This is a genomic window from Streptomyces sp. NBC_00273 (assembly GCF_036178145.1).
In the GTDB taxonomy this organism is placed as follows: domain Bacteria; phylum Actinomycetota; class Actinomycetes; order Streptomycetales; family Streptomycetaceae; genus Streptomyces.
In genome coordinates this window covers 7178517-7198693 of record NZ_CP108067.1, presented here as the reverse complement: position 1 = coordinate 7198693, position 20177 = coordinate 7178517, and the positions used below count along the sequence as shown (strand labels likewise).

General features: G+C 72.5%; 20 protein-coding genes. 9 read left to right on the top strand and 11 right to left on the bottom strand.

Annotated elements, in window-relative coordinates; translation table 11 throughout:
* Nucleotides 1–55: 55 nt before the first annotated feature.
* The 8 genes from OG386_RS32110 to OG386_RS32075 all read right to left on the bottom strand — a co-directional run bounded on the left by OG386_RS32110 (nucleotide 56) and on the right by OG386_RS32075 (nucleotide 7903).
* Nucleotides 56–1117, bottom strand: a complete 1062-nt coding sequence (locus OG386_RS32110; protein WP_328790997.1) for an aminotransferase class V-fold PLP-dependent enzyme — start codon at nucleotides 1115–1117, stop codon at nucleotides 56–58.
* Between the two features lie 116 nt (nucleotides 1118–1233).
* A complete protein-coding gene (locus OG386_RS32105) occupies nucleotides 1234–1941 on the bottom strand; it encodes a DsbA family oxidoreductase (RefSeq protein ID WP_328790996.1) in 708 nt (235 codons plus the stop codon).
* Between the two features lie 62 nt (nucleotides 1942–2003).
* A complete protein-coding gene (locus OG386_RS32100; RefSeq protein WP_328790995.1) occupies nucleotides 2004–2504 on the bottom strand; it encodes a GNAT family N-acetyltransferase in 501 nt (166 codons plus the stop codon).
* A gap of 63 nt (nucleotides 2505–2567) precedes the next feature.
* Nucleotides 2568–4016: a peptidoglycan D,D-transpeptidase FtsI family protein gene (locus tag OG386_RS32095; RefSeq protein ID WP_328793444.1), complete on the bottom strand. Its 1449-nt coding sequence runs from the start codon at nucleotides 4014–4016 to the stop codon at nucleotides 2568–2570.
* Between the two features lie 62 nt (nucleotides 4017–4078).
* On the bottom strand, nucleotides 4079–4756 hold the full coding sequence (locus OG386_RS32090; protein WP_328790994.1) for a response regulator transcription factor: 678 nt from the start codon (nucleotides 4754–4756) through the stop codon (nucleotides 4079–4081).
* Nucleotides 4753–6021 carry a sensor histidine kinase gene (locus tag OG386_RS32085; RefSeq protein ID WP_328793443.1) on the bottom strand — a complete coding sequence of 423 codons (1269 nt, stop codon included), beginning with the start codon at nucleotides 6019–6021 and terminating at the stop codon, nucleotides 4753–4755. The genes OG386_RS32090 and OG386_RS32085 overlap by 4 nt, the downstream gene beginning before the upstream one ends.
* Nucleotides 6022–6026: 5 nt before the next feature.
* The gene (locus tag OG386_RS32080; RefSeq protein WP_328790993.1) at nucleotides 6027–7019 is read right to left on the bottom strand and encodes a hypothetical protein; all 993 of its coding nucleotides are present in this window, start codon (nucleotides 7017–7019) and stop codon (nucleotides 6027–6029) included.
* Nucleotides 7020–7120: 101 nt separating this feature from the next.
* Nucleotides 7121–7903: an IclR family transcriptional regulator gene (locus tag OG386_RS32075; protein WP_328790992.1), complete on the bottom strand. Its 783-nt coding sequence runs from the start codon at nucleotides 7901–7903 to the stop codon at nucleotides 7121–7123.
* 127 nt (nucleotides 7904–8030) lie between these two features.
* Between OG386_RS32075 and OG386_RS32070 the strand changes: the two genes are divergently transcribed.
* The 4 genes from OG386_RS32070 (at nucleotide 8031) to OG386_RS32060 (ending at nucleotide 11422) form a co-directional block, all read left to right on the top strand.
* Entirely contained in the window at nucleotides 8031–9554 is a 1524-nt protein-coding gene (locus OG386_RS32070; protein ID WP_328790991.1) for an aldehyde dehydrogenase (NADP(+)), read from the top strand.
* A 50-nt stretch (nucleotides 9555–9604) separates the two neighbouring features.
* On the top strand, nucleotides 9605–9823 hold the full coding sequence (locus tag OG386_RS47025) for a hypothetical protein (RefSeq protein WP_405790673.1): 219 nt from the start codon (nucleotides 9605–9607) through the stop codon (nucleotides 9821–9823).
* A gap of 63 nt (nucleotides 9824–9886) precedes the next feature.
* Nucleotides 9887–11143: a TerD family protein gene (locus OG386_RS32065; protein WP_328790990.1), complete on the top strand. Its 1257-nt coding sequence runs from the start codon at nucleotides 9887–9889 to the stop codon at nucleotides 11141–11143.
* A 102-nt stretch (nucleotides 11144–11245) separates the two neighbouring features.
* Nucleotides 11246–11422, top strand: coding sequence for a hypothetical protein (locus tag OG386_RS32060; RefSeq protein WP_328790989.1), 177 nt, complete (start codon nucleotides 11246–11248; stop codon nucleotides 11420–11422).
* A gap of 46 nt (nucleotides 11423–11468) precedes the next feature.
* Here the strand turns inward: OG386_RS32060 and OG386_RS32055 are convergent, their stop codons facing one another.
* Complete coding sequence (locus tag OG386_RS32055) at nucleotides 11469–12908, bottom strand: alkaline phosphatase PhoX (RefSeq protein WP_328790988.1); 1440 nt, start codon at nucleotides 12906–12908, stop codon at nucleotides 11469–11471.
* Between the two features lie 235 nt (nucleotides 12909–13143).
* Between OG386_RS32055 and OG386_RS32050 the strand changes: the two genes are divergently transcribed.
* Complete coding sequence (locus tag OG386_RS32050; protein WP_328790987.1) at nucleotides 13144–13725, top strand: hypothetical protein; 582 nt, start codon at nucleotides 13144–13146, stop codon at nucleotides 13723–13725.
* An 84-nt stretch (nucleotides 13726–13809) separates the two neighbouring features.
* Here OG386_RS32050 and OG386_RS32045 read toward each other — a convergent pair whose 3' ends face one another.
* Entirely contained in the window at nucleotides 13810–15297 is a 1488-nt protein-coding gene (locus OG386_RS32045; protein ID WP_328790986.1) for a hypothetical protein, read from the bottom strand.
* A 443-nt stretch (nucleotides 15298–15740) separates the two neighbouring features.
* Here OG386_RS32045 and OG386_RS32040 point away from each other — a divergent pair, with 443 nt between their 5' ends.
* The 4 genes from OG386_RS32040 (at nucleotide 15741) to OG386_RS32025 (ending at nucleotide 19110) form a co-directional block, all read left to right on the top strand.
* Nucleotides 15741–17582: an endonuclease/exonuclease/phosphatase family protein gene (locus OG386_RS32040; protein WP_328790985.1), complete on the top strand. Its 1842-nt coding sequence runs from the start codon at nucleotides 15741–15743 to the stop codon at nucleotides 17580–17582.
* 69 nt (nucleotides 17583–17651) lie between these two features.
* Nucleotides 17652–18134 carry a GNAT family N-acetyltransferase gene (locus OG386_RS32035; protein ID WP_328790984.1) on the top strand — a complete coding sequence of 161 codons (483 nt, stop codon included), beginning with the start codon at nucleotides 17652–17654 and terminating at the stop codon, nucleotides 18132–18134.
* Nucleotides 18135–18280: 146 nt separating this feature from the next.
* Nucleotides 18281–18532: a hypothetical protein gene (locus OG386_RS32030; RefSeq protein ID WP_327386106.1), complete on the top strand. Its 252-nt coding sequence runs from the start codon at nucleotides 18281–18283 to the stop codon at nucleotides 18530–18532.
* Between the two features lie 50 nt (nucleotides 18533–18582).
* Nucleotides 18583–19110, top strand: coding sequence for a hypothetical protein (locus OG386_RS32025; RefSeq protein ID WP_328790983.1), 528 nt, complete (start codon nucleotides 18583–18585; stop codon nucleotides 19108–19110).
* 85 nt (nucleotides 19111–19195) lie between these two features.
* Here the strand turns inward: OG386_RS32025 and dapD are convergent, their stop codons facing one another.
* A complete protein-coding gene (gene dapD / locus OG386_RS32020) occupies nucleotides 19196–20176 on the bottom strand; it encodes a 2,3,4,5-tetrahydropyridine-2,6-dicarboxylate N-succinyltransferase (protein WP_030012676.1) in 981 nt (326 codons plus the stop codon).
* Between the last annotated feature and the right edge of the window lies 1 nt (nucleotide 20177).

The window sequence follows — 20177 nt, the reverse complement described above, 5'->3', positions numbered from 1 at the left end:
CGCTCACACCGCTCACATCGCTCATGGCGGCACTGTACGCACGGGCCCTGCCCCTTCAGGAGGCGGAGAGGGCGTCCAGGAGCCGGTCCACGTCCGCCTCCGTGTTGTAGAGGTGGAACGAGGCCCGCAGCAGGCCCGCGCGGGCGGACGTGACGATGCCGGCCGCCTCCAGGGCGGGCTGCCGGTCGGCGAGGCCCGGCACGGAAACGATGGCGGAGTCGCCGGGGACGGGTTCGTGGCCCAGGCTCGCGAGCCCGGCCCGGTAGCGGGCGGCCAGGGCGGTGTCGTGGGCGTGGACGGCCTCGATGCCGATCCGCTCCAGCAGGGCCAGCGCCGGCTCGGAAGCGTGGTAGGCGAGGAAGGCCGGGGACTCGTCGAACCGCCGCGCTCCGTGGGCGAGTTCCGCCATCGGCCCGTAGGTGGCGTCCCCTTCGGCCACCGCCGGAACCCATCCGGCGTGCAGCGGGGTCAGCGTGTGCTGGGCCTGCGGCGACACCGTCAGGTACGAGGCTCCGCGCACGCCGAGCAGCCATTTGAAGCCGGCGGCGACCGTGTACTCGTACGGCGAGGCGTCGAAGGGGAGCCAGCCGACCGCCTGGGTCGCGTCCACGAGCATCCGGGTCCCGTGCGCGGTCGCCGCCGCGCGCACCGCCGCCAGGTCGGCCTTGCGGCCGTCCGCGGACTGCACGACGCTCAGCGAGACCAGGGCGGTACCGGGGCCCACGGCCTCGGCGACGGCTTCGAGCGGGGCGAAGCGCACCTTGAGGTCGCCGCGCGCCACGAAGGGGTTGATCACGGAGGAGAACTCGCCCTCGGGACACAGCACTTCGGCGCCCGGCGGGAGCGAGGCGGCGACGAGGCCGACGTGGGTGGAGACGGCCGAGCCGATGGACACCCGGTCGGTGTCCACCCCGACCAGGCGGGCGAAGGCCGCCCGGGCCCCGTTCACGCGGTCGAAGTCGCCGAAGCCGGTGGGCAGCCCGGCCCCCGCCGCCTCGGCCAGCTCCCGTACGGCTGCGACGGCGGAACGCGGGACGACCCCGCACTTGGCGGTGTTGAGGTAGGTGGTGGAGTGGGCGAACTCGGCACGGGTCGCTTCGGCGAGCGGAAGATCCATGCCGTCAACTCTGCGCCAGACTCGGCCCACAGTCCATCGCCGAGTGCCCCGAGTCTCCCGAGCCCCCGGCCCGCCCCGGCCGTCCCCGGACGTCCCCGGCCCTTCCCGGGCGGTCCTTATGCCTGGGGGACCGCGCACGCGCCGTCGGGCTCGCAGGCCTCGGCGGCGGCGGCCGGTTCCTCGACCTCGCGCCCGGCCCACGCCTGCTCCAGGGCCCGGGTGAACACCTCGGCCGGCTGTCCGCCGGAGATCCCGTAGCGGCGGTCGAGGACGAAGAACGGCACGGCGTTCGCGCCCAGCTCGGCAGCCTCGCGCTCGTCGGCCCGGACCTCGTCGGCGTAGGCGGAGTCGTCGGCGAGGACGGCGCGGGCCTCGGTCCCGTCCAGTCCGGCCTCGACGGCGAGCGCGATCAGCACCTCGGGGTCGAAGACGGAGCGCTCCTCGCCGAAGTTGGCCCGGTAGGCGAGGTCGAGCAGCTCCTCCTGCCGGCCGCGGGCGGCGGCCAGGTGGAGCAGCCGGTGGATGTCGAAGGTGTTGCCGTGGTCGCGGCCCTCGGTCCGGTAGGTGAGCCCTTCCGCGCGGGCGCTGGCGGCGACGTGCTCCTCCATGCCGCGCGCCTCGTCGAGGGTGCGGCCGTACTTCTTGGCGAGCATCTCCACGACGGAAGCGGTGACGCCCTTCGCCCCGCCCGGGTCGAGCTCGAAGGACCGGAAGACGACCTCCACCTCGTCGCGGTGCGCGAACTCGGCGAGGCCCTTGGTGAAACGGGCCTTTCCGATGTAGCACCAGGGACAAGCGATGTCGCTCCAGATTTCGACGCGCATGATCCTTCTTCTCTCCGGGTTCAGGGGGAACGGTTTGCGGTTCAACCATTCACCGCCCCGTCTCATTCCCCGGACGGGGCAGATGCCTGGCCCACCTGTAGCCAGAGGGTGCGGTGGGTGCCCGAGCGCGGGGCCGACGGGTCCGCGAGCCAGCCCTGGGTGGCGTAGAAGGCCTGGGCGCGGAGGTTGTGCTCGTAGACCTCCAGGCGGACCCGGCGGATTCCGGCCCGCCGCCAGGCGTCCAGGCAGGCGGCGTGCAGGGCGGCCCCGGTGCCGCGGCGCCAGTGGCCGGGGTCGACGTGGAGCTGGGTGAGGGTGGTCTCGCCGTCCTGCGTGCGGAACGCGGCGACCCCGGTGAGCTCGCCGTCCTGCTCGGCGCAGAGCACCTCACCCTCGGCCGCGTCCCGGGCGATGGCCCGCGACCAGCCCTCGCGGGTCCGCTGGAGCTCGGCGTCGCCCAGGTGGGCCTGCTCGGGTATGTGGCCCTGGTAGTAGGTGGCGCGGGCCCGGGTGTGCAGGGCGGCGATCGCGGGGAGGTCGGCGGGGTGCGCTGCTCTGATCATGGGAGTGGGAACGCGCCGGGAGCCTCGACGGTTCCCGGCGCGTCGGCCGCGCGGCCTTCGCGGCTACTTCTTCAGCCACGCCTCCATCATCTTCTGGGCGATCGGAGCGGCCAGCTTCCCGCCGCCGATCTCGGAGCGGTCGGTGTCGGAGTTCTCGATCACCACGGCCACCGCGATCTGCTTGCCCTTCGACGTGCCGTACGAGGTGAACCAGGCCAGCGGCGCGAGGCTGTTGTTGACACCGCGCTGGGCGGTGCCGGTCTTGCCGCCCACCTCGGCGCCGGACACCTGGGCCGGCTTGCCGCCGCCCTCGGTGGCGACCGTGCGCATGGCGTCGCGGATCATCGTGGCGGTCTTCTCTCCCATGACCCGCTGGGACTTCGCGTCCTTGAAGCTCTCCAGCACGTTGCCGCCCGCGTCGGTGACCTCGGAGACCAGGTGCGGGGCGACGAGCTTGCCGCCGTTCTCGATCGCGGCCGTCACCATCGCCATCTGGAGCGGGGTGGCCTGCACGTCGAACTGGCCGATACCGGTCTGCGCGACCTGGTCGATCGACATCTTCTTCGACGGGTACTTGCTGGGCGGGTTGGTGCGCACCGGGGTGTCGATCTGCACGTTGAAACCGAGCTTCTCGGCGGTCGCCCGCATCTTGTCCTGGCCCAGCTTGGAGGCGAGCTCGGCGAAGACGTTGTTGCAGGACAGCCTCAGGGCGGTGCGCACCGAGACGTTGTTGCAGGCCGCGGAGCCCGCCTCGCTGGGCAGCGGGGTGCGGGTGCCGGGGATCGTGTACGGGTCGGCGATCCCGGTCTGCCGGTCGATGTCGGTGACGAGGCCGTTCTCGATCGCCGCGGCGAGGGTGACCAGCTTGAAGGTGGAGCCGGGCGCCTGGGGCTTGCGCAGCGCCACGTTCTCCATGGCCTTGCCCTTGTCCGCGGAGAGCTGCTCCCAAGCCTCCTTGTCGTTGGCCCCGGCGATGCTGCCCGGGTCGAAGGACGGGTTGTTCACCACGGCGAGGATCTCGCCGGTCGCGGGGTCCAGGGCCACGGCCGCGCCCTGCTTGCCCTGGAGTGCGTCGTAGGTGGCCTTCTGGACGTCCTTGTCGATGGTGGTCAGGACGTTGCCGGGGGAGGCCCGCTTGTTGGTGAGCGTGTCCATGACCGTCTTCAGCCGGCTGTCGGAGCCGTTGAGGACGTTCCGGTAAATGCCCTCCAGCAACGTGCTGCCGTAGGCCTGGGAGCTGTAGCCCGTGATGGGGGCGTAGAGGGGCCCGTCGACGTAGGTCCGCTTGTAGCCGAAGTCCTTGCCGCCCGTCTTCACCGAGCCGGTGATCGCCTCCCCGCCCACGATGATGTTGCCCAGCGGGTTCTCGTACTGCCCGATGAGGTTCCGGCGGTTGTGCTTGTCTTCTGCGAGGGCCTGGCCTTGGTATGCCTGCACCCAGGTGACGCGGACCAGCAGGGCCAGCACCAGGAGCAGACAGAAGACCGACGCACGCCTGATCGTCTTGTTCATCCCCCAGAAGGACGTCCCGGCGGTCACAGCCGTTCCGCTCTGCCCCGATTGTGGCGGGGTTCTCAGCCTTTCTTCATGATGAAGCCCCCCTCGTAGGCCGCGATGACCGCCTGGGTGCGGTCGCGGGAGCCGGTCTTGGTCAGGACCGCCCCGACATGGGTCTTGACGGTCTGCGGTCCGACGCCGAGGCGCTCGCTCATCTCCTGGTTGGACAGCCCGGTGGCCATCAGACGCAGGACGTCGGCCTCGCGCTCGGTGAGCCGGGCCACCCAGGGCGCGTCGGCGGTCGGGGAGCCGGCCGTGTGGGCGGCGACGAGGGAGCGGACGGCGGCCGGGAAGAGCAGCGAGTCGCCGCGGGCCACGAGCCGGACCGCGCCGATCAGCTCGTCGGGGTCGGCCCGTTTGAGGAGGAAGCCGGCGGCTCCCGCGCGCAGCGCGTCGTAGACGTAGGCGTCGTTCTCGAAGGTGGTGACGACCACGATCCGGGGCGGCTCGGCCATGGTGGCGACGATCTGTTCGGTGGCCCGGATGCCGTCGATCTCGGGCATCCGCACGTCCATGAGCACCACGTCGGGGGCCAGTGAGCGGACCAGCGGAACCGCCTCGGCCCCGGTGGCGGCCTCACCGACGACCTCCAGGTCGGCTTCGCCCTCCAGGATCACCCGCAGCGCGGTGCGGACCATCCGCTCGTCGTCGCAGAGCACGATGCGCAGCGGCGGCCGCGGCGCGGGCGCGGTCATCGGGCCTCCCCGGCGAGCGGGAGGACGGCCCGGAGCCGCCACCGGTCCCCGTGCGGGCCGGCCTCGACGCTGCCGCCGAGCAGCGCGGCCCGTTCCGCGGCACCGCGCAGTCCGCGGCCCCCGGTGGTACGGGTCTCCCGGTCCTCGGCGGGTACCGCCGGTGGATTGGTCATGGTGATCTCCAGTTCACGGTGTGCGGGGTCGGGGCCGGCCTGTATGCGGATCCTCAGGTCCACCGGGCCCGCGCCGTGCCGCAGGACGTTGGTGAGGCCCTCCTGGACGATCCGGTACGCCTCGCGGGAGGCGATCGCCGGGAGGGCGGTCCAGTCCCCGGCGGCTCCGGGGTCCTGGTGCGCGGTGACGGTGGTGCCGGCGACCCGGGTGCGGGCCAACAGTCCGTCCAGGTCGGCGGCGAGGGTGGGCGCGAGCGCGGCGTCCGGCCGGGCTGGGTCCCCGTCCCGCAGCAGGCCCAGTACGGCGTCGAGCTCGCCCACCGTCCGCCGCGTGGTGTCCTCGATCGCGGCCAGCGCCTCCCGTACGAAGTCGGGGTCGCGCTCCAGCATCCGCCGGGCGGCGGCGGCCTGGAGGGTGACCGCGCTCAGGGCGTGACCGACCGCGTCGTGCAGCTCCCGGGCCAGCCGGTTGCGCAGGGCCAGGTCGGCGGCCCGCTCCTCGGCCGCGGCCAGCCGGTCCGCCGCCGTGGGCCCGAGCAGGACGGGCGCCATCCTGGCCAGCAGCTCCCCGGCCCCGACCGCGCACAGGGTGAGTCCGGCCAGCAGGCAGATCCCGAGCAGGGGGGCGACGTACGGGCCGGTGTCCATGGCGAACCAGCCGTACCCCAACCGGACGTCCTGCAGCTGCCCCACGACCGGCACCGCGATCAGCATGACCGCCATGGGCGGCACCGCGAGGGTCATTCCGCTGATCAGCGCGCCGGTCCCCAGGTGCAGGGTCCACCAGGCCGAGGCCCGCGCCCGGGCGGCCCAGGAGCTGGCCGGCCCGTCGGCCAACCGCTCCCCCGGCACTTCGCACATGGCCCGCACGGCGGCCACCGACATCGGCCGGACCGGCCCGAACAGCGCCGTGACGGCGACGAGGGGCAGGCAAGCGGCGTAGGCGAGGAAGGAAAGCGGGGCGGAGTTGAGCGCATTGACCCCACCCGCGACAACACCGACCACCACCTGCGCGAGCAGGAAGTACGGCATGAGCAGGGCGCCGCCGAGGATCAGGTGCACCCAGCGCCACCGGGCCCGCGCCACCGACAGCCGGTTCACCCCGGGCGGCGGGTGCTGAGGAACCGTATGAGGACGGTGCCGGCGAGCAATCCGGTGATCATCTGACCAGCGTAGATCAACAGCGTTGCGGCGGGAGGCCCTTCGCCACCGTCCAGCTGCGGCCCCAGCGCGGCGATCATCACCCATGCCCCCCAGTTCAGCGTCGCCGCCCCGCCGATCCAGGCGAGACCCAGTGGCCACCGTGCCCCCAGCGTCCCGCCACGGGCCAGCAGCACGGCCCCCGCTCCGGCGGCGAGCACGCACGTCGCGTGGACCACGGACACCACGGCGGTGTCCGCGGAGTATGCGGCCGCCCGCTCGGAGCCCAGACCGGCGCCACCTCCTGAGGCCCAGTACACCAGCACTCCTGCCACCACCGCGCCGAAGACGGCCGCGGCTGCCGCAACCACCCCTGCGGAGGACGGCAGCCGCTCCCCCGTCACGCCCCGCCAGGCCCACCCCCAGCGCTCCCGTGCATAGGGCACGAACAGAGCGGCCAGGGCGATTCCTTGGACCGTGAACCCGGTGTAGACGACGTGGAACACCCACGGGTCCAGGAAGGGCACCCGTGCCGCCTGCACCACCGGGTCCGTCCCGAAGCCGAGGGCCCGTACGAGCAGTTGGCCCGGGAAGGCGAAGAGGATCGGGGTCAACAGCCCGGTGGCCACGAACACCGGAACGGTCAGCAGCAGGCCCGGCACCCGTATGCCCCAGGGCCTGGTGAACACGAGCACCAGCAGGATCACGCAGGCGTCCATGGCCAGCGTGACGGAATTGGCCGCCATGAAGAACGGGCCCGGATCCCGCAGCACGCTGCCCTCGGGTATGCCGAGGTGACTCCCGCACAACCAGACCGTCTTGAGCCCCAGATACGGCACGGTGGCGGTCAGGGCCACCGCCCGCAGCATCCGCTGCCCGGTCCCCGGGCGGACGGGTGACGGCCGCTTCGCTTCCGTCAGGTCACTCGGACGCATCTCTCGCGTGTTCATGATTCAACGGTCGCCGCCCCGCCGCCCCGCCACCTCCCCCTTGAAGGGGAACCACCTCCCCCACGCGGGGGAGGAACAACGCCCGCCCCGCCCGCGGCGCATCACATGCGGCGCGTGACCACCGACAACCGGTCCCGCGCCTCGAACAGCGCTGCCTTGATGACCTGCTCGTGCTCCCCCGTCAGCCGGGCCACCGGCACCGAGCAGCTCACCGCGTCCCGCGCCGGCGTCCGGTACGGCACGGCCACCCCGAAGCAGCGCAGCCCGAGCGTGTTCTCCTCCCGGTCCAGCGCGTACCCCTGCTCCCGCACCAGCGCCAGCTCCTCGATGAGGTGCTCCCGGTCGGTGATGGTGTGCTCGGTGACCGCCTCCAGCCGCCGCGGCAGCAGCGCCCGTACCTCCGCGTCCGAGTGCGTGGCGAGCAGCGCCTTGCCGAGCGCCGTCGAGTGCACGGGCAGTCGCCGCCCGACCCGGGTGAAGGGCCGCAGGTAGTGCTGGGACTGCCGGGTGGCGAGGTAGACCACGCTCGTGCCGTCGAGCCGGGCCAGGTGGATGGTCTCCGTCGTGTCGTCGGAGAGCCGGTCCAGGGTGGGCCGGGCCGCGGCGACCACCTCGTCGCCGTCGATGTACGAACTGCCGACCAGCAGGGCCCGTACGCCGATGCCGTACCGGGTGCCCGTCGCGTCCGTCTCCACCCACCCCAGGTTCACCAGCGTCCGCAGCAGCATGTACAGGCTGGACTTCGGCAGGGAGAGGTCGTTCTGGATGTCGGCCAGGCTGTGCAGCCCCGGCCGCGCCGCGAAGTGCTCCAGCAGCAGGACGGTCCGCACCGCCGATTTGACCGGCGCGGCCTGGGCGGGGATCCCCGACTCGGTCGTCGTCATACGCCTGCTTCCCCTCTGGTCGCCTCTTGTCACGCCGAGGACGCGGAAATAGAGTCCACAGCAGATGTGATCATTCATCCACCGGAACCGCGTTCAGAATACTGAACGATCCAGGAGGCAGTGGGCCATGACAACGACACCAGTCTGGAGTGTGGACCCCCGCACCGGGAAGCAGCGCGAACAGGTTGCGGTGGAAGCCACACCCGGCGAGGTGGACGAAGCCGTACGGGCCGCCCACGCCGCCCGCGGCCCGCTCGCCGACGCCACCGTGCGCGCCGCCTTCCTGCGCGCCGCCGCCGCGCTGCTGGACGAAGCCGCCGCCCACGTGATCGAGGCCGCAGACGCCGAGACCGCGCTCGGCCCGGGCCGGCTCACCGGCGAACTGGCCCGTACCACCGGCCAGCTGCGCGCCTTCGCCGACGCCGTGGACGCCGGGGCCTACCTCGACATCCGGATCGACCGCGCCGACCCCTCCCTCAGCCCGCCGCGCCCCGAACTGCGCCGCTACAAGGTCCCGCTGGGCGTGGTCGCCGTCTACGCCGCCTCCAACTTCCCGCTCGCCTTCTCCGTCCCCGGCGGGGACACCGCGAGCGCGCTCGCCGCCGGCTGCCCGGTGGTCGTCAAGGCGCACCCCGACCACCCCGCCACCTCCGAACTGTGCGCCTCGCTGCTGCGCCGGGCCGCGGTCGCCACCGGGCTCCCGGCCGAAGTCGTGAGCGTGGTCCACGGGTTCGACGCCGGTCTGGAACTGATCCGCCACCCGCTGGTGTCGGCCGCCGGATTCACCGGTTCCATCCGGGGCGGGCGGGCCCTGTTCGACGCGGCGGCCGCCCGGCCCGTGCCCATCCCCTTCCACGGCGAACTGGGCTCCCTCAACCCGGTCGTGGTCACCCCGGCCGCGGCCGCCGAACGCGCCGAGGAGATCGGCGCCGGGCTCGCGGGCTCGGTCACCCTCGGCGTCGGCCAGTTCTGCGTGAAGCCCGGCCTGGTACTGGTTCCCGAGGGCGCGGACGGCGACCGGGTCACCGGCGAACTCACCAAGGCGCTCGGGGAGACCGAGCCCGGGGTGCTGCTCGACCACCGGATGCGGGAGAACTTCGTCTCCGGGGTGCGCGAGCGGGCCGCACTGCCCGGCGTCGACGCACCCGTGACCCCGGGGTCCGGCGGCGAGCACACCGTCGGGGCGGGCTACCTGACCGTACGGGCCGGACACCTCCTGGAGGGCGGCGCGTACGACGTCCTCCTGGAGGAGTGCTTCGGTCCGGTGACCGTCGTCGTGCGGTACGCCGACCAGGGCGAGGCGGCGGCGGTCCTCGGGCTCCTCGGCGGGAACCTGAGCGCCACCCTCCAGCTGTCGGCCGCCGAGACCGAGGGCGCGCCCGGCCCGGCCGCCGAGCTGATCGGGCAGGTCACCGGGCTGGCGGGGCGGATCGTGGTCAACGGCTGGCCGACCGGGGTCGCGGTGGCCCCGGCCCAGCACCACGGCGGCCCCTACCCGGCGGCCACCTCGCACTCCACCTCGGTGGGCGGGACCGCGATCGAGCGCTGGCTGCGGCCGGTGGCCTACCAGTCCGTGCCGGACGCGCTCCTTCCGGCGGAGCTGCGCGAGGCCAACCCGCTGGGGCTGCCGCGCCAGGTCACCGGGGGCTGAGCGGGAACCGGCCGCGCCGGTGTCCCGGCGGCGGGGGGGCGTCCCGCCCGCTGCCGGGAGACCGGTCCACCGGACCACCCGTTCACCGGAACGCCGGACCGCCCGGCCACCTGACCCGCACCGCGGCCACCCCGCGCGGGGGCCGCGCCGAGAAGTTCCTGGCCGAGGTGGGGTTCGGCGACGCGCAGCTCGTGCTGGCCCGCTGGACCGACTCGTACACGTTCGGCAACGAGCGCGTCGCGCGCGGCCGCCCTCGCAATCAGCACTGAATCATCCCGAAATATCCCGCGAGGGTAAGGGAACGGCAAAGCACCTCCGGTCGTTCTCCGGGCATGACCGCTATGACCCCTGGATCCAACCTGCCGCTCAACGCCGTCCGCGTGACGGTCGACGTGGCTGCGCCGGTACGGCTCGACGTATCGGCCCTGCTCCTGACGGCGGACGGCAAGGTGCGCTCCGACGCCGACTTCATCTTCTTCAACCAGCCCTCCGGTCCCGGTGTCAGCTACCGGTCCGGCGGGGGTGCGGCACCGGACTCGATCACCGTGGACACGGCCGCGCTGCCCCCGGGCATCGAGCGGATCGTGGTCACCGCCAGCCCCGACGCCGCCGGGCAGTCCTTCCAGGGCATCGAGCCCACCGGCACCGTGCGCAACGCCGACGGCGGCGCGGTGATCGCCTCCTTCACCCCGCCGCGGCTGGGCACCGAGACCGCGCTCGTCGTCGTCGAGGTCTACCAGCGCGGCGGCGTGTGGAAGGTGCGCGCGGTCGGCCAGGGGTACGCCAACGGCCTCGCGGGCATCGCCACCGACTTCGGGGTCTCCGTGGACGAGGAGCCCGCGGCGCCCCAGGCCGTGACCCCGCCCGCGCCGCCGGCGCCCCCCGCGCCCCCGGCACCGCCCGTCTCCTACCCGGCCTCCCCCTGGCTCGGCGGCGCCACCACGCCCGCGGCTCCCGCCCCGGCCGCCCCCGCGGCGCCTCCCGCACCCGCGGCCCCCGCGCCCGGCTCCGGAAAGATCAACCTCGACAAGGGCCGGGTCAGCCTCCAGAAGAACCAGACCGTCTCCCTCGTCAAGGGCGGCCGCCCGCTGCTCTCCCAGGTCAAGATGGGGCTGGGCTGGGAGCCCGCCTTCCGCGGCAAGGACATCGACCTCGACGCCTCCGTCATCGCGTACGGCCCCCAGCGCAACCACATCGACAGCTGCTACTTCGGCAAGCTGTCCATCCTCGGCGGTGCCATCAAGCACTCCGGCGACAACCTCACCGGTGAGGGCGCGGGCGACGACGAGGTCATCGTCGTCGACCTCGGCCGGATCCCCGCCGAGGCCACCGGCCTGGTGTTCACGGTCAATTCCTTCTCCGGCCAGAAGTTCACCGAGGTGGCCAAGGCCTACTGCCGTCTCATCGACGCGGCGAGCGGCGAGGAGCTGGTGCGCTTCGACCTCACGAGCGCCGAGCCCCAGACCGGCGTGATGATGGCCAAGCTGATCAAGCAGTTCACCGGCGAGTGGGAGATGACCGCCATGGGCGACTTTGTGAAGTCGCGCACAGTGCGCGGCATGGTCAAGCCCGCCGCACAGGCACTCTGAGCAGGTGGGCGGGCACATGCGGCCACCGGTACGCGTTCCGGGTGATGGATGCCACGCGTAATCCGTGGGTGGCTGTCAGTGCCCGCCCGTAGCCTTGAAACCATGCACGAGAGACTCAACCCCGCGGGGCCCGCCCGCCCGTCCGCCGCCGAGGCGAACGAGGCGATCCGGCGCCTCGTCGAGACCCAGGTAGACGGGGAGTGGCCCTCAGAGGCATACGAGTCCCTGCTCACCGAGTGGGCCGAGGCCTCGCGCGCGGAGGTTTCCCCGGCCCCGTAGGTGTCCCATAGGCGTCACGTGCGCCGCCGCGCCGCCGACGTCAACGTCAGTGCGCGCGCCGCCACGGCCCGGTGATGGCCAGCATGATGCCCGGGTCCTGGATGTTGGCGTACAGCGTGCGCCCGTCCGGGGAGAAGCAGACACCGGTGAATTCGGAGTACTCCGGCGCCTCGGCCGACCCGTTGTTCAGCTCGTTGCGCGCCAGCGGGTAGGTGCGTCCCGACGCCGTCGCGCCGAACAGGTGCTGCAGCCCCGAGCCGTCCTCCGCAATGATCAGGCCGCCGTACGGGGACACGGTGATGTTGTCGGGGCCGTCGTAGCCGCCGTCGACCGACGGGTCCGCGTTGATCCCGATGAGGACGGTGAGCCGGACCGTGCGCCGCTTGGGGTCGTAGAACCAGACCTGACCGTCGTGGGCCGCGCCCGGGCTCTCCTCACGGGCGTAGGACGAGACGAAGTACGCGCCGCCGTCCGCCCACCACATGCCCTCCAGCTTGCGTCCGCGCGTCACCACACCGTCGGCGAACTGCTTGCGCACCGGTACGGTCCGGGCATCGCGGTCGGGGACGTCCACCCAGTCGACCCCGTACACGGTGCCGATCTTCGTTGCGCGCGAGAAGTCGTCGACGAACCGTCCGGAGCTGTCGATGCACTTGGCGGCCTGGAGCACGCCGGCGTCGGCCGCGAGCGTACGGAGCCTGCCGCGCCCGTGGTGGAAGCCGCGGGGCGGGGTCCAGCGGTAGAGCAGCCCGTTGGGGCCGGAAGCGTCCTCGGTCAGGTAGGCGTGGCCCTGGCGCGGGTCGATGACCACGGCCTCGTGGTCGTAGCGCCCGAAGGCCTTGACCGGCCGCGGGTCACGGTTGGCGCGCCGGTCGTGCGGGTCGACCTCGAAGACGTAGCCGTGGTCCTTCGTCATGCCGTTCTTGCCGGCCAGGTCCGAGTTCTCCTCGCAGGTCAGCCAGGTTCCCCAGGGGGTGGCGCCGCCCGCGCAGTTGGTCGACGTACCGGCGATGCCCACCCATTCGGCGACCTCGCCGCCGCGCCGGACCTCGACGACCGTGCAACCGCCGGCCGCGGCCGGGTCGTAGACGAGGCCCTCGGTGAGCGGGACGGGGTGGGCCCAGTTCTCCCGCTTGCCCTTGAGCTCGTGGTTGTTGACGAGGAGGGTGACCCCGCGGTGCCCCTCGAAGGCGGCGGTCCCGTCGTGGTTGGACGGGGTGGTCTCGCCGGAGTCCAGCTTGGTGACCCCGCTGTGCGTGATGACGCGGTACGTGAACCCGGCGGGCAGGGCCAGCAGTCCGGCCGGGTCCGGGACGAGCGGGCCGTAGCCGGGCTCGCAGGGCCGCCCGTGCTCGTCGCGTTCGGTGCCGTCCTCGGCGGCGAGCGCCCCCGGGGCGGTGGCGAGGGCACCGACCGTCCCGGTGAGCGCGACTCCCGCTCCGGCGATGACGGTACGAGCGGTGAAGTCTCTACGGCTGAGCGACATCGGGGCTCCTGGGGTGGGGAGGTGGTGCGCCTGTCGTGCGGTCGTCGGCGCACACGCTCTCGCCCGCACGTGAACGGCGGCTGAACTACCCACCAAGAGGAAACGACCCCTTGCCCTGCCCCGGAATGGCCAACTCCGGCCGCAGGAAAGGCGCATTGTCGCCGCCCTCCGGGCACCCGCCCGGGCGCCCGACCCGGTCTGCGGTCGGGGCCCCGGGTTCTGACAGGCTGCGCTCGTGGACGAACTCATAGGAACCCAGAAGCCGGTACGCAGGATCCTTGACCCCGACGAGGCGATCGCCGCACTGGAGCGCGCTGTTCCCGGGCTGGTGGAGCTCCGTCGGAGGGAACGGGCCGTTTTCGACTGGCACGCGGTCGAGGAAGTGCTCGGAACGGCTCTGCCGTCCGACTTCAAGGCGCTCGCCGAGTGGTATCCGGCCTTCGAACTGGACGACTTCCTGGGCCTCTCCACCCCTTTGCCCGGGGAGGAAAGCGACCGTGCCAAGGCGTGGGTCAGGGAGCTCGAAGGAGAGGGCCCCGAGCTGCGTCCCGCCGAGCTCGCCTCGACCGTCCTGATGTTCTGGGGGGACTCGAAGGAGGGTGACGATTTCTTCTGGAGTGTGCTCGGGGGCGATCCGGACCTTTGGCCCGTCACCATCAGCTCGCACAACAGCGCCTGGTGGCACTACGAGGCCGGAATGGTCCAGTTCCTGGCGGAGCTCTGCGACGGAACCCTGGATCCCTGGGCGCTCCCCCCGGTCAAGCCCGAACTCACCGGCTGGGGCGTTGCGGGCGGCGGCTGGCACACAACGGTCTGAGTCGTCCCTGCCGGACCCTGCCGGACCTTGCCGGGCGGTGCGGGCCGGGCAGGATCCGACAGCGGCGACCTGGGGGCACGGCGATCAGGCCGAGCGGCGGGAGCGGGCCTTGAACGCGGCCTTGCGGGCTTCCTTGGCCGCCTTCTTGTCCGGGTGCAGCCGGCCCATCGCCTCCAGGACGTACGCCGTCGCCGGGTGCTCCACCCGCCACACCTCCTCGAAGAAGCCCGCGTGATGAGCGGTCAGGCTCCCCATCAGGAGCGGCAGCTCCTCCGTCTCCCCATCGGCGGCGAGCTGCGCCGCGATCGTGTCCACCGTCAGCCAGAACACCATCTCCGGGTCCGGCGCCGGTACGTCGCTCACCCCGCGCTCCGCCAGCCAGACCCGGGCGAGCCCGCCGAGCTCCGGGTCGTCCAGCACCGAGCGGACCGCGGGCTCGGCCTCCGGCCCGGCAGGGGCCAGGGCCTGCTGGCACCGGAGCCGGCGCAGCGGGCCGCCCTCGTCGTCCCCGCGGGCGGCGGCCAGCAGCTCGGCGGCCGCGGCGGGCAGTTCCCGGCCGGCCAGCCACTGCTCGATCTCGGCCTGGGCGGCGTTCTCGGAGTAGAAGGAGACCGCGTCGAGGAGTGCGTCGGCGCCCTTCTCGGCCAGTTCGCCGACGGCGGGGGCATCGACCCCGGCCTCCAGCATCCGCGCCCGGATCCCGTACAGGCCGAGGGGGGTCAGGCGGACCATCCCGTAGCGGGAGACGTCCTCGTCGTCCGCGGCGCTCGCGGTCTCCGGCTCCGGAGGGGTGCCGGCCTCCGCCATGAGCTCCTCGTCGACGGGCCGGAACTCCACGAGCCCGATCGGCTCCAGCTGCCGGAACTGGTCGTCGAGGCGCATCATCGCGTCCGAGACCTGTTCCAGCACGGCATCGGTCGGCTCGCCCATGCCGTCGGGCACGACCATCGACGCGGCGAGCACCGGCAGCGGAACCGGATCGTCCGCGGCCCCGCCCTCGGTGACGGTGAGCAGGTAGAGGTTGGCGAGGACCCCGTCGAGGAAGTCCGCCTCGCGCCCCGGGTTCCAGTCCAGCCGGTCGAAGTCGATCTCGCCGCCCGCGTCGAGCGCGTCGACGAGGTCGTCCAGGTCGGGCACCGCCGCATCGGCGAGCACCGTGTCCAGCGCCGCCAGCCAGAGGTCGAGTACGTCGCCGGGCGCACCGCTCGTCACCAGTGCGAGGTCCTCACCGGGCGCGGCCGTGCCGAAGCGCGCCTCGTCGCCCTCCCCCTCCCCGCCGTCGTCCTCCGGCTCGGTCACGTCGACCAGGCCGGTGTCCACGGCCACGCGCCACGCCTGGCTCGCGTACCCGCCGGAGTCCGCGTCGGCGGCGTCGAGGCCGAGCACCGCGGCGGCCTCGGGCAGCTGGTCGGTGGCGAGCTCGCCGCCGACGCCGACGCGGGTGTCGGGTCCGGCCCAGCGGGCGAGCCGTACGGCGCGCGCGAACAGCGGGGCGCCGAGGGCGTCGCGGGCCAGCTCCGCGTCGGAGTGCAGCCGTACGGGCGGCAGCGTGGGGTGCGAGTCTGCGGACATGGGACGGTTCTCCTCGCGGACGCGGTGGGGCGGGGTGGGGCGGGGTGTGACTCGGGTTGAAACGGGGTGGGACTCGGCGTGGAACGGGGTGCGGCGGGGTGTGGCGTTGGTGACACGGGCCGCATGTCAGCCGGACCGTCATGTGCGCCCGGATTTCGATGACATGGCCGACATGACGGGCAGTGCGGGCACGCGGATGTGGCGCAGATGACAGGCGTGGCCTTCGTACGGCGCTCCAGCCTAGACGCATTTCGGGCGCGTCCGGCGAGCCATCCCCTTTGGTTCATCCCACAGTCAGCTGTCGTATTCCCTGGAGGGCTTGACAACTTTGCTGGCCACACAGGAAATTGACGCGCGTAGATGTACAGGGAGCGGCATGCCTCCCGCAGATCTCACTGCCGCACCCCCCACCTTTTCCCTCTCCCACACCGGAGTTCCCGCCCATGCGCTCCTCGCATCCCCGTTCCGCCGCCGTCGCGGCCCTCGTCGCCACCGCACTGGCCACCGGCCTGCTCGCGGGCTCCGCCGACGCGGCCGAAGGCGCCGTGTCCGCCGATCCGATACGCATCCACGACATTCAGGGCACCACCCGGATATCCCCGCTCAACGGCAAGCAGGTCACGGACGTCGAGGGCATCGTGACGGGCGTGCGCACGTACGGCTCGCGCGGCTTCTGGATCCAGGACCCGAACGCCGATGACAACGACGCCACCAGCGAGGGCGTCTTCGTCTTCACCAACGCCGTCCCGACCGTCGCCGCGGGCGACGCGGTCAAGGTCTCCGGCACCGTCGGCGAGTACATCCCCGGCGGCGTGAACTCCGGCAACCAGTCGGTGACCCAGATCTCCAAGCCGACGGTGACCGTGGTCTCCTCCGGCAACGCGCTGCCCGAGGCCACCGCGATCAACGAGTACTCGGTGCCCGCCGAGTACGCCCCGGCCGGTGACCCGGCCGCCGCCGGCAGCATCAACGGCCTGACCCTGGAGCCCTCGCGCTACGCCCTCGACCACTACGAGTCGCTGGAGGGCATGAACGTCAAGATCGGCACCTCCCGCGTGGTCGGCGCCACCGACCCGTACTCGGAGCTGTGGGTCACGGTGAAGGGCTGGGAGAACACCGCCAAGCGCGGTGGCACCATCTACGGCTCCTACGAGTCCCAGAACACCGGCCGCCTCCAGATCCAGCAGCTCGCGCCCGTCGCGCAGCAGCCCTTCCCGGTGGCCAACGTCGGCGACCGGCTGACTGGCACCACCGAAGGCCCGCTGGACTTCAACCAGTTCGGCGGCTACACGCTGGTGGCCCGCACCCTCGGCACCGTCAAGGCGGGCACCCTCGCCCCCGAGAAGACCAAGCCGCAGGCCGAGCAGGAGCTCGCGGTGGCCACGTACAACGTCGAGAACCTCGACCCGACCGACCCGCAGGAGAAGTTCGACGCGCTGGCGAAGGCGGTCGTCGAGAACCTGGCCTCCCCCGACGTCCTCGCCCTGGAGGAGATCCAGGACGACAACGGCGCCAAGAACGACGGCACCGTCTCGGCCGAGCAGACCCTCGCCAAGTTCACCGCGGCGATCTCGGCCGCCGGCGGCCCGGCCTACCAGTGGCGGACCGTCAACCCGGAGGACAAGAAGGACGGCGGCGAGCCCGGCGGCAACATCCGCCAGGTGTTCCTCTTCAACCCGGCGCGGGTCTCCTTCACCGAGCGCGCCCCGGGTGACGCGGTGACCGCGACCGGCGTGACCAAGGTGAACGGCAAGGCCGCCCTGACCCACTCCCCCGGCCGCGTCGACCCCGCCAACCCGGCGTGGGCGGACAGCCGCAAGCCGCTCGCCGGCGAGTTCGTCTTCCGCGGCAAGACGGTCTTCGTGATCGCCAACCACTTCGGCTCCAAGGGCGGCGACGAGGGCCTGACCTCGCACCACCAGCCGCCGGTCCGTTCCTCGGAGACCAAGCGACTGCTCCAGGCGCAGGCCGTGAACGGCTTCGTGAAGCAGCTCCTGGCGGAGGACAAGAACGCCAACGTCCTGGTCCTCGGTGACATCAACGACTTCGAGTTCTCGGCGACGACGGACGCGCTGGCGGACGGCGGGGCGCTGTACCCGGCGATCAAGTCGCTGCCGAAGGCGGAGCGCTACTCGTACGTCTACCAGGGCAACGCTCAGGTGCTGGACCAGATCCTGACCAGCCCGGCGATCAAGAAGTTCACGTACGACAGCGTGCACATCAACGCGGAGTTCGCGGCGCAGAACAGCGACCACGACCCGCAGGTGCTGCGCTTCCGCCCGTAACCCCTCGGGGCCCGCAGCTGTAGGGGGTCCGGCCGCCGTCCCGGCCGGGCCCCCTGCCACAATCCCGCCATGATCTTCCGTGAGGCCACCCGCCGGGACCTGCCCGCCGTACTCGCCCTGCTCGCCGACGAGGACTCGGTCGTCGACCCGGCCCAGGTCGTGATCGGCGAGGCGCACGAGCGGGCCTTCGCCGCGATCGAGGCGGACCCGCGCAACGAGATGCTGGTCCTCACGGACGGAGCGGACGGGGCGGGCGGGGCGGGCGGGGCGGGCGAGGTCGTCCTCGGCTGCCTCCAGCTCACCTACGTCCCGGGCCTGGGCCAGAACGGGCAGGAGCGGGCGCTGGTGGAAGCGGTACGGATCCGCGCGGACCGGCGGGGCGCGGGATTCGGCGCCGAACTGATGCGGCTCGCCGTCGAGAGGGCCCGCGGGCGCGGCTGCGGCCTGGTCCAGCTGACCAGCAACAAGCGTCGGACCGCCGCGCACCGGTTCTACGAGCGACTGGGCTTCGCACGCAGCCACGAGGGCTTCAAGCTGCACCTGGAGCCGTAACGGCGCCTTCTCGGACAAGCTAGGGACTTTCGGCCCTGGCGTGACGCTCGACACATCCGTATCGAATCGACCGGTTGTGGTGGTTGAGTATTTCCACGCTCGATCTTGTTACCGGCCCGTACCGACCGCACACCCGGAGGATCCTCGTGTTGCCCTCCATCTCCCTCGCCCAGCAAATCGGCCTCGCCGTCCTGCTCGTGGCCGCGATCGTCTGGCTCACCGGCCTCCGCCACATGCGGGAGGACAGCCGCTTCCCCCACTCGGGTCCCGCCGCCGAGGGCCTGCCGATGATCCCGGCCCAGCGCGGCTCCGCCGCGCACCCGATGGAGTCGGTGGAGCTGACCGAGGCGGAGAAGCAGGCCTTCGCGGGCCTGGTCCGCACGATCTCACTGACCTGACCTGACCTGGCCTGGCCTGACCGCCCGCGGCAAACGGATACGGGGGGATCATGTCCGAGTTCCTGGGGCCGCTGGAGTTGATCGGGGACCGATGGACCATCGGTGACCCGAACCGGAAGCGCCGCTCACATCTGGTCCTCACCGCCGAAGGCGTGGAGCACCACAAGGACGGTGCGGCCGAGCCGCGCGCCGTCATCCCCTGGGGCAGGTTCATGGGGCTGGGCGTGAACGCGACCACGCGGGCGTGGATGGCCACCCGTGGCGGGGGCGCGCTGGAGCTGGCCTCGACCTCCGCGCAGATCGGCGGCCGCAGCGCGTGCTCCGCGTCGGCGACCCTGCGTCACCCGTACGAGAACTGGTCGGTCAACTACACCCACCACGAGCGCGCCTACACGGGCTCCCACGTCTTCCTCCTGGGCCACCTCGTCGGGCAAGTGTCCGATGCGAAGGCGCTGCACCGCTTGGGTGATCCGCAATGGCTGGGCGCGGCGGTGGCCAAGCTGGCGCCGTTCCGCGTGCGGTGGGCCTCCACAGCAGTGCGGCACGTGCGCGAGGTCGTCGAGGGCCTCGGCACCTGACGGGCCGGCGGCCGGCGGCGGACCGGAGGAACGCGAAGAGCGCCCTCCCCGGCCGTGGGAGGGCGCTCTTCGACGTGGCAGGGCGTCAGTTGTGGCTGTGCAGGACCTCGTTCAGGCCGCCCCAGGCCGCCTTGTACGGGCGGGCCTCGACGGCGCCGGTCACCGAGTTGCGGCGGAAGAGGATGTTGTTGGCGCCGGAGAGCTCCAGGGCCTTGACGATCTGGCCGTCCGGCAGGGTCACGCGGGTGCCCGCGGTCACGTAGAGGCCGGCCTCGACGACGCACTCGTCGCCGAGCGCGATGCCCACGCCCGCCTCGGCGCCGATCAGGGTGCGCTCGCCGATCGAGATGATCTGCTTGCCGCCGCCCGAGAGGGTACCCATGGTGGAGGCGCCGCCGCCGATGTCGGAGCCGTCGCCGACCACGACGCCCGCGGAGATGCGGCCCTCGACCATGGAGGTGCCGAGGGTGCCGGCGTTGAAGTTGACGAAGCCCTCGTGCATGACGGTGGTGCCCTCGGCGAGGTGCGCACCGAGGCGGACGCGGTCCGCGTCGGCGATGCGCACGCCCTTGGGGGCGACGTAGTCCGTCATCCGCGGGAACTTGTCGATCGAGGTGACCTGGAGGTGCAGGCCCTCGGCGCGCGCGTTGAGGCGGACGGTCTCGACCTGGTCGACGGCGACCGGGCCCAGCGAGGTCCAGGCGACGTTCGTGAGCAGGCCGAAGACGCCGTCGAGGTTCTGGCCGTGCGGCTTGACCAGGCGGTGGCTGAGCAGGTGCAGGCGCAGGTACGCGTCGTGCGCGTCCAGCGGCTTGTCCTCCAGGGAGGAGATGACCGTGCGGACGGCTACGACCTCGACGCCGCGGACCGCGTCCGTGCGGATCGCCTTGGCCGCGGCAGCGCCCAGCAGCTCCACGGCCTGGTCGGCGGTGAGGCGCTCGGTGCCGGCCGGGCCGGGCTCGGCGACCAGCTCGGGGGCGGGGAACCAGGTGTCGAGGACGGTGCCGTCGGCGGTGAGGGTGGCAAGTCCGGCGGCGACGGCGCCGGTGGTACGCGTAGCAGTCATA

Coding starts and splice junctions, on each gene's coding strand:
- OG386_RS32110 (WP_328790997.1), bottom strand. CDS start 1,117: ATGGATCTTCCGCTCGCCGAAGCGACCCGTGCCGAGTTCGCCCACTCC.
- OG386_RS32105 (WP_328790996.1), bottom strand. CDS start 1,941: ATGCGCGTCGAAATCTGGAGCGACATCGCTTGTCCCTGGTGCTACATC.
- OG386_RS32100 (WP_328790995.1), bottom strand. CDS start 2,504: ATGATCAGAGCAGCGCACCCCGCCGACCTCCCCGCGATCGCCGCCCTG.
- OG386_RS32095 (WP_328793444.1), bottom strand. CDS start 4,016: ATGAACAAGACGATCAGGCGTGCGTCGGTCTTCTGTCTGCTCCTGGTG.
- OG386_RS32090 (WP_328790994.1), bottom strand. CDS start 4,756: ATGACCGCGCCCGCGCCGCGGCCGCCGCTGCGCATCGTGCTCTGCGAC.
- OG386_RS32080 (WP_328790993.1), bottom strand. CDS start 7,019: ATGAACACGCGAGAGATGCGTCCGAGTGACCTGACGGAAGCGAAGCGG.
- OG386_RS32075 (WP_328790992.1), bottom strand. CDS start 7,903: ATGACGACGACCGAGTCGGGGATCCCCGCCCAGGCCGCGCCGGTCAAA.
- OG386_RS32070 (WP_328790991.1), top strand. CDS start 8,031: ATGACAACGACACCAGTCTGGAGTGTGGACCCCCGCACCGGGAAGCAG.
- OG386_RS32065 (WP_328790990.1), top strand. CDS start 9,887: ATGACCGCTATGACCCCTGGATCCAACCTGCCGCTCAACGCCGTCCGC.
- OG386_RS32060 (WP_328790989.1), top strand. CDS start 11,246: ATGCACGAGAGACTCAACCCCGCGGGGCCCGCCCGCCCGTCCGCCGCC.
- OG386_RS32055 (WP_328790988.1), bottom strand. CDS start 12,908: ATGTCGCTCAGCCGTAGAGACTTCACCGCTCGTACCGTCATCGCCGGA.
- OG386_RS32045 (WP_328790986.1), bottom strand. CDS start 15,297: ATGTCCGCAGACTCGCACCCCACGCTGCCGCCCGTACGGCTGCACTCC.
- OG386_RS32040 (WP_328790985.1), top strand. CDS start 15,741: ATGCGCTCCTCGCATCCCCGTTCCGCCGCCGTCGCGGCCCTCGTCGCC.
- OG386_RS32035 (WP_328790984.1), top strand. CDS start 17,652: ATGATCTTCCGTGAGGCCACCCGCCGGGACCTGCCCGCCGTACTCGCC.
- OG386_RS32025 (WP_328790983.1), top strand. CDS start 18,583: ATGTCCGAGTTCCTGGGGCCGCTGGAGTTGATCGGGGACCGATGGACC.
- dapD (WP_030012676.1), bottom strand. CDS start 20,176: ATGACTGCTACGCGTACCACCGGCGCCGTCGCCGCCGGACTTGCCACC.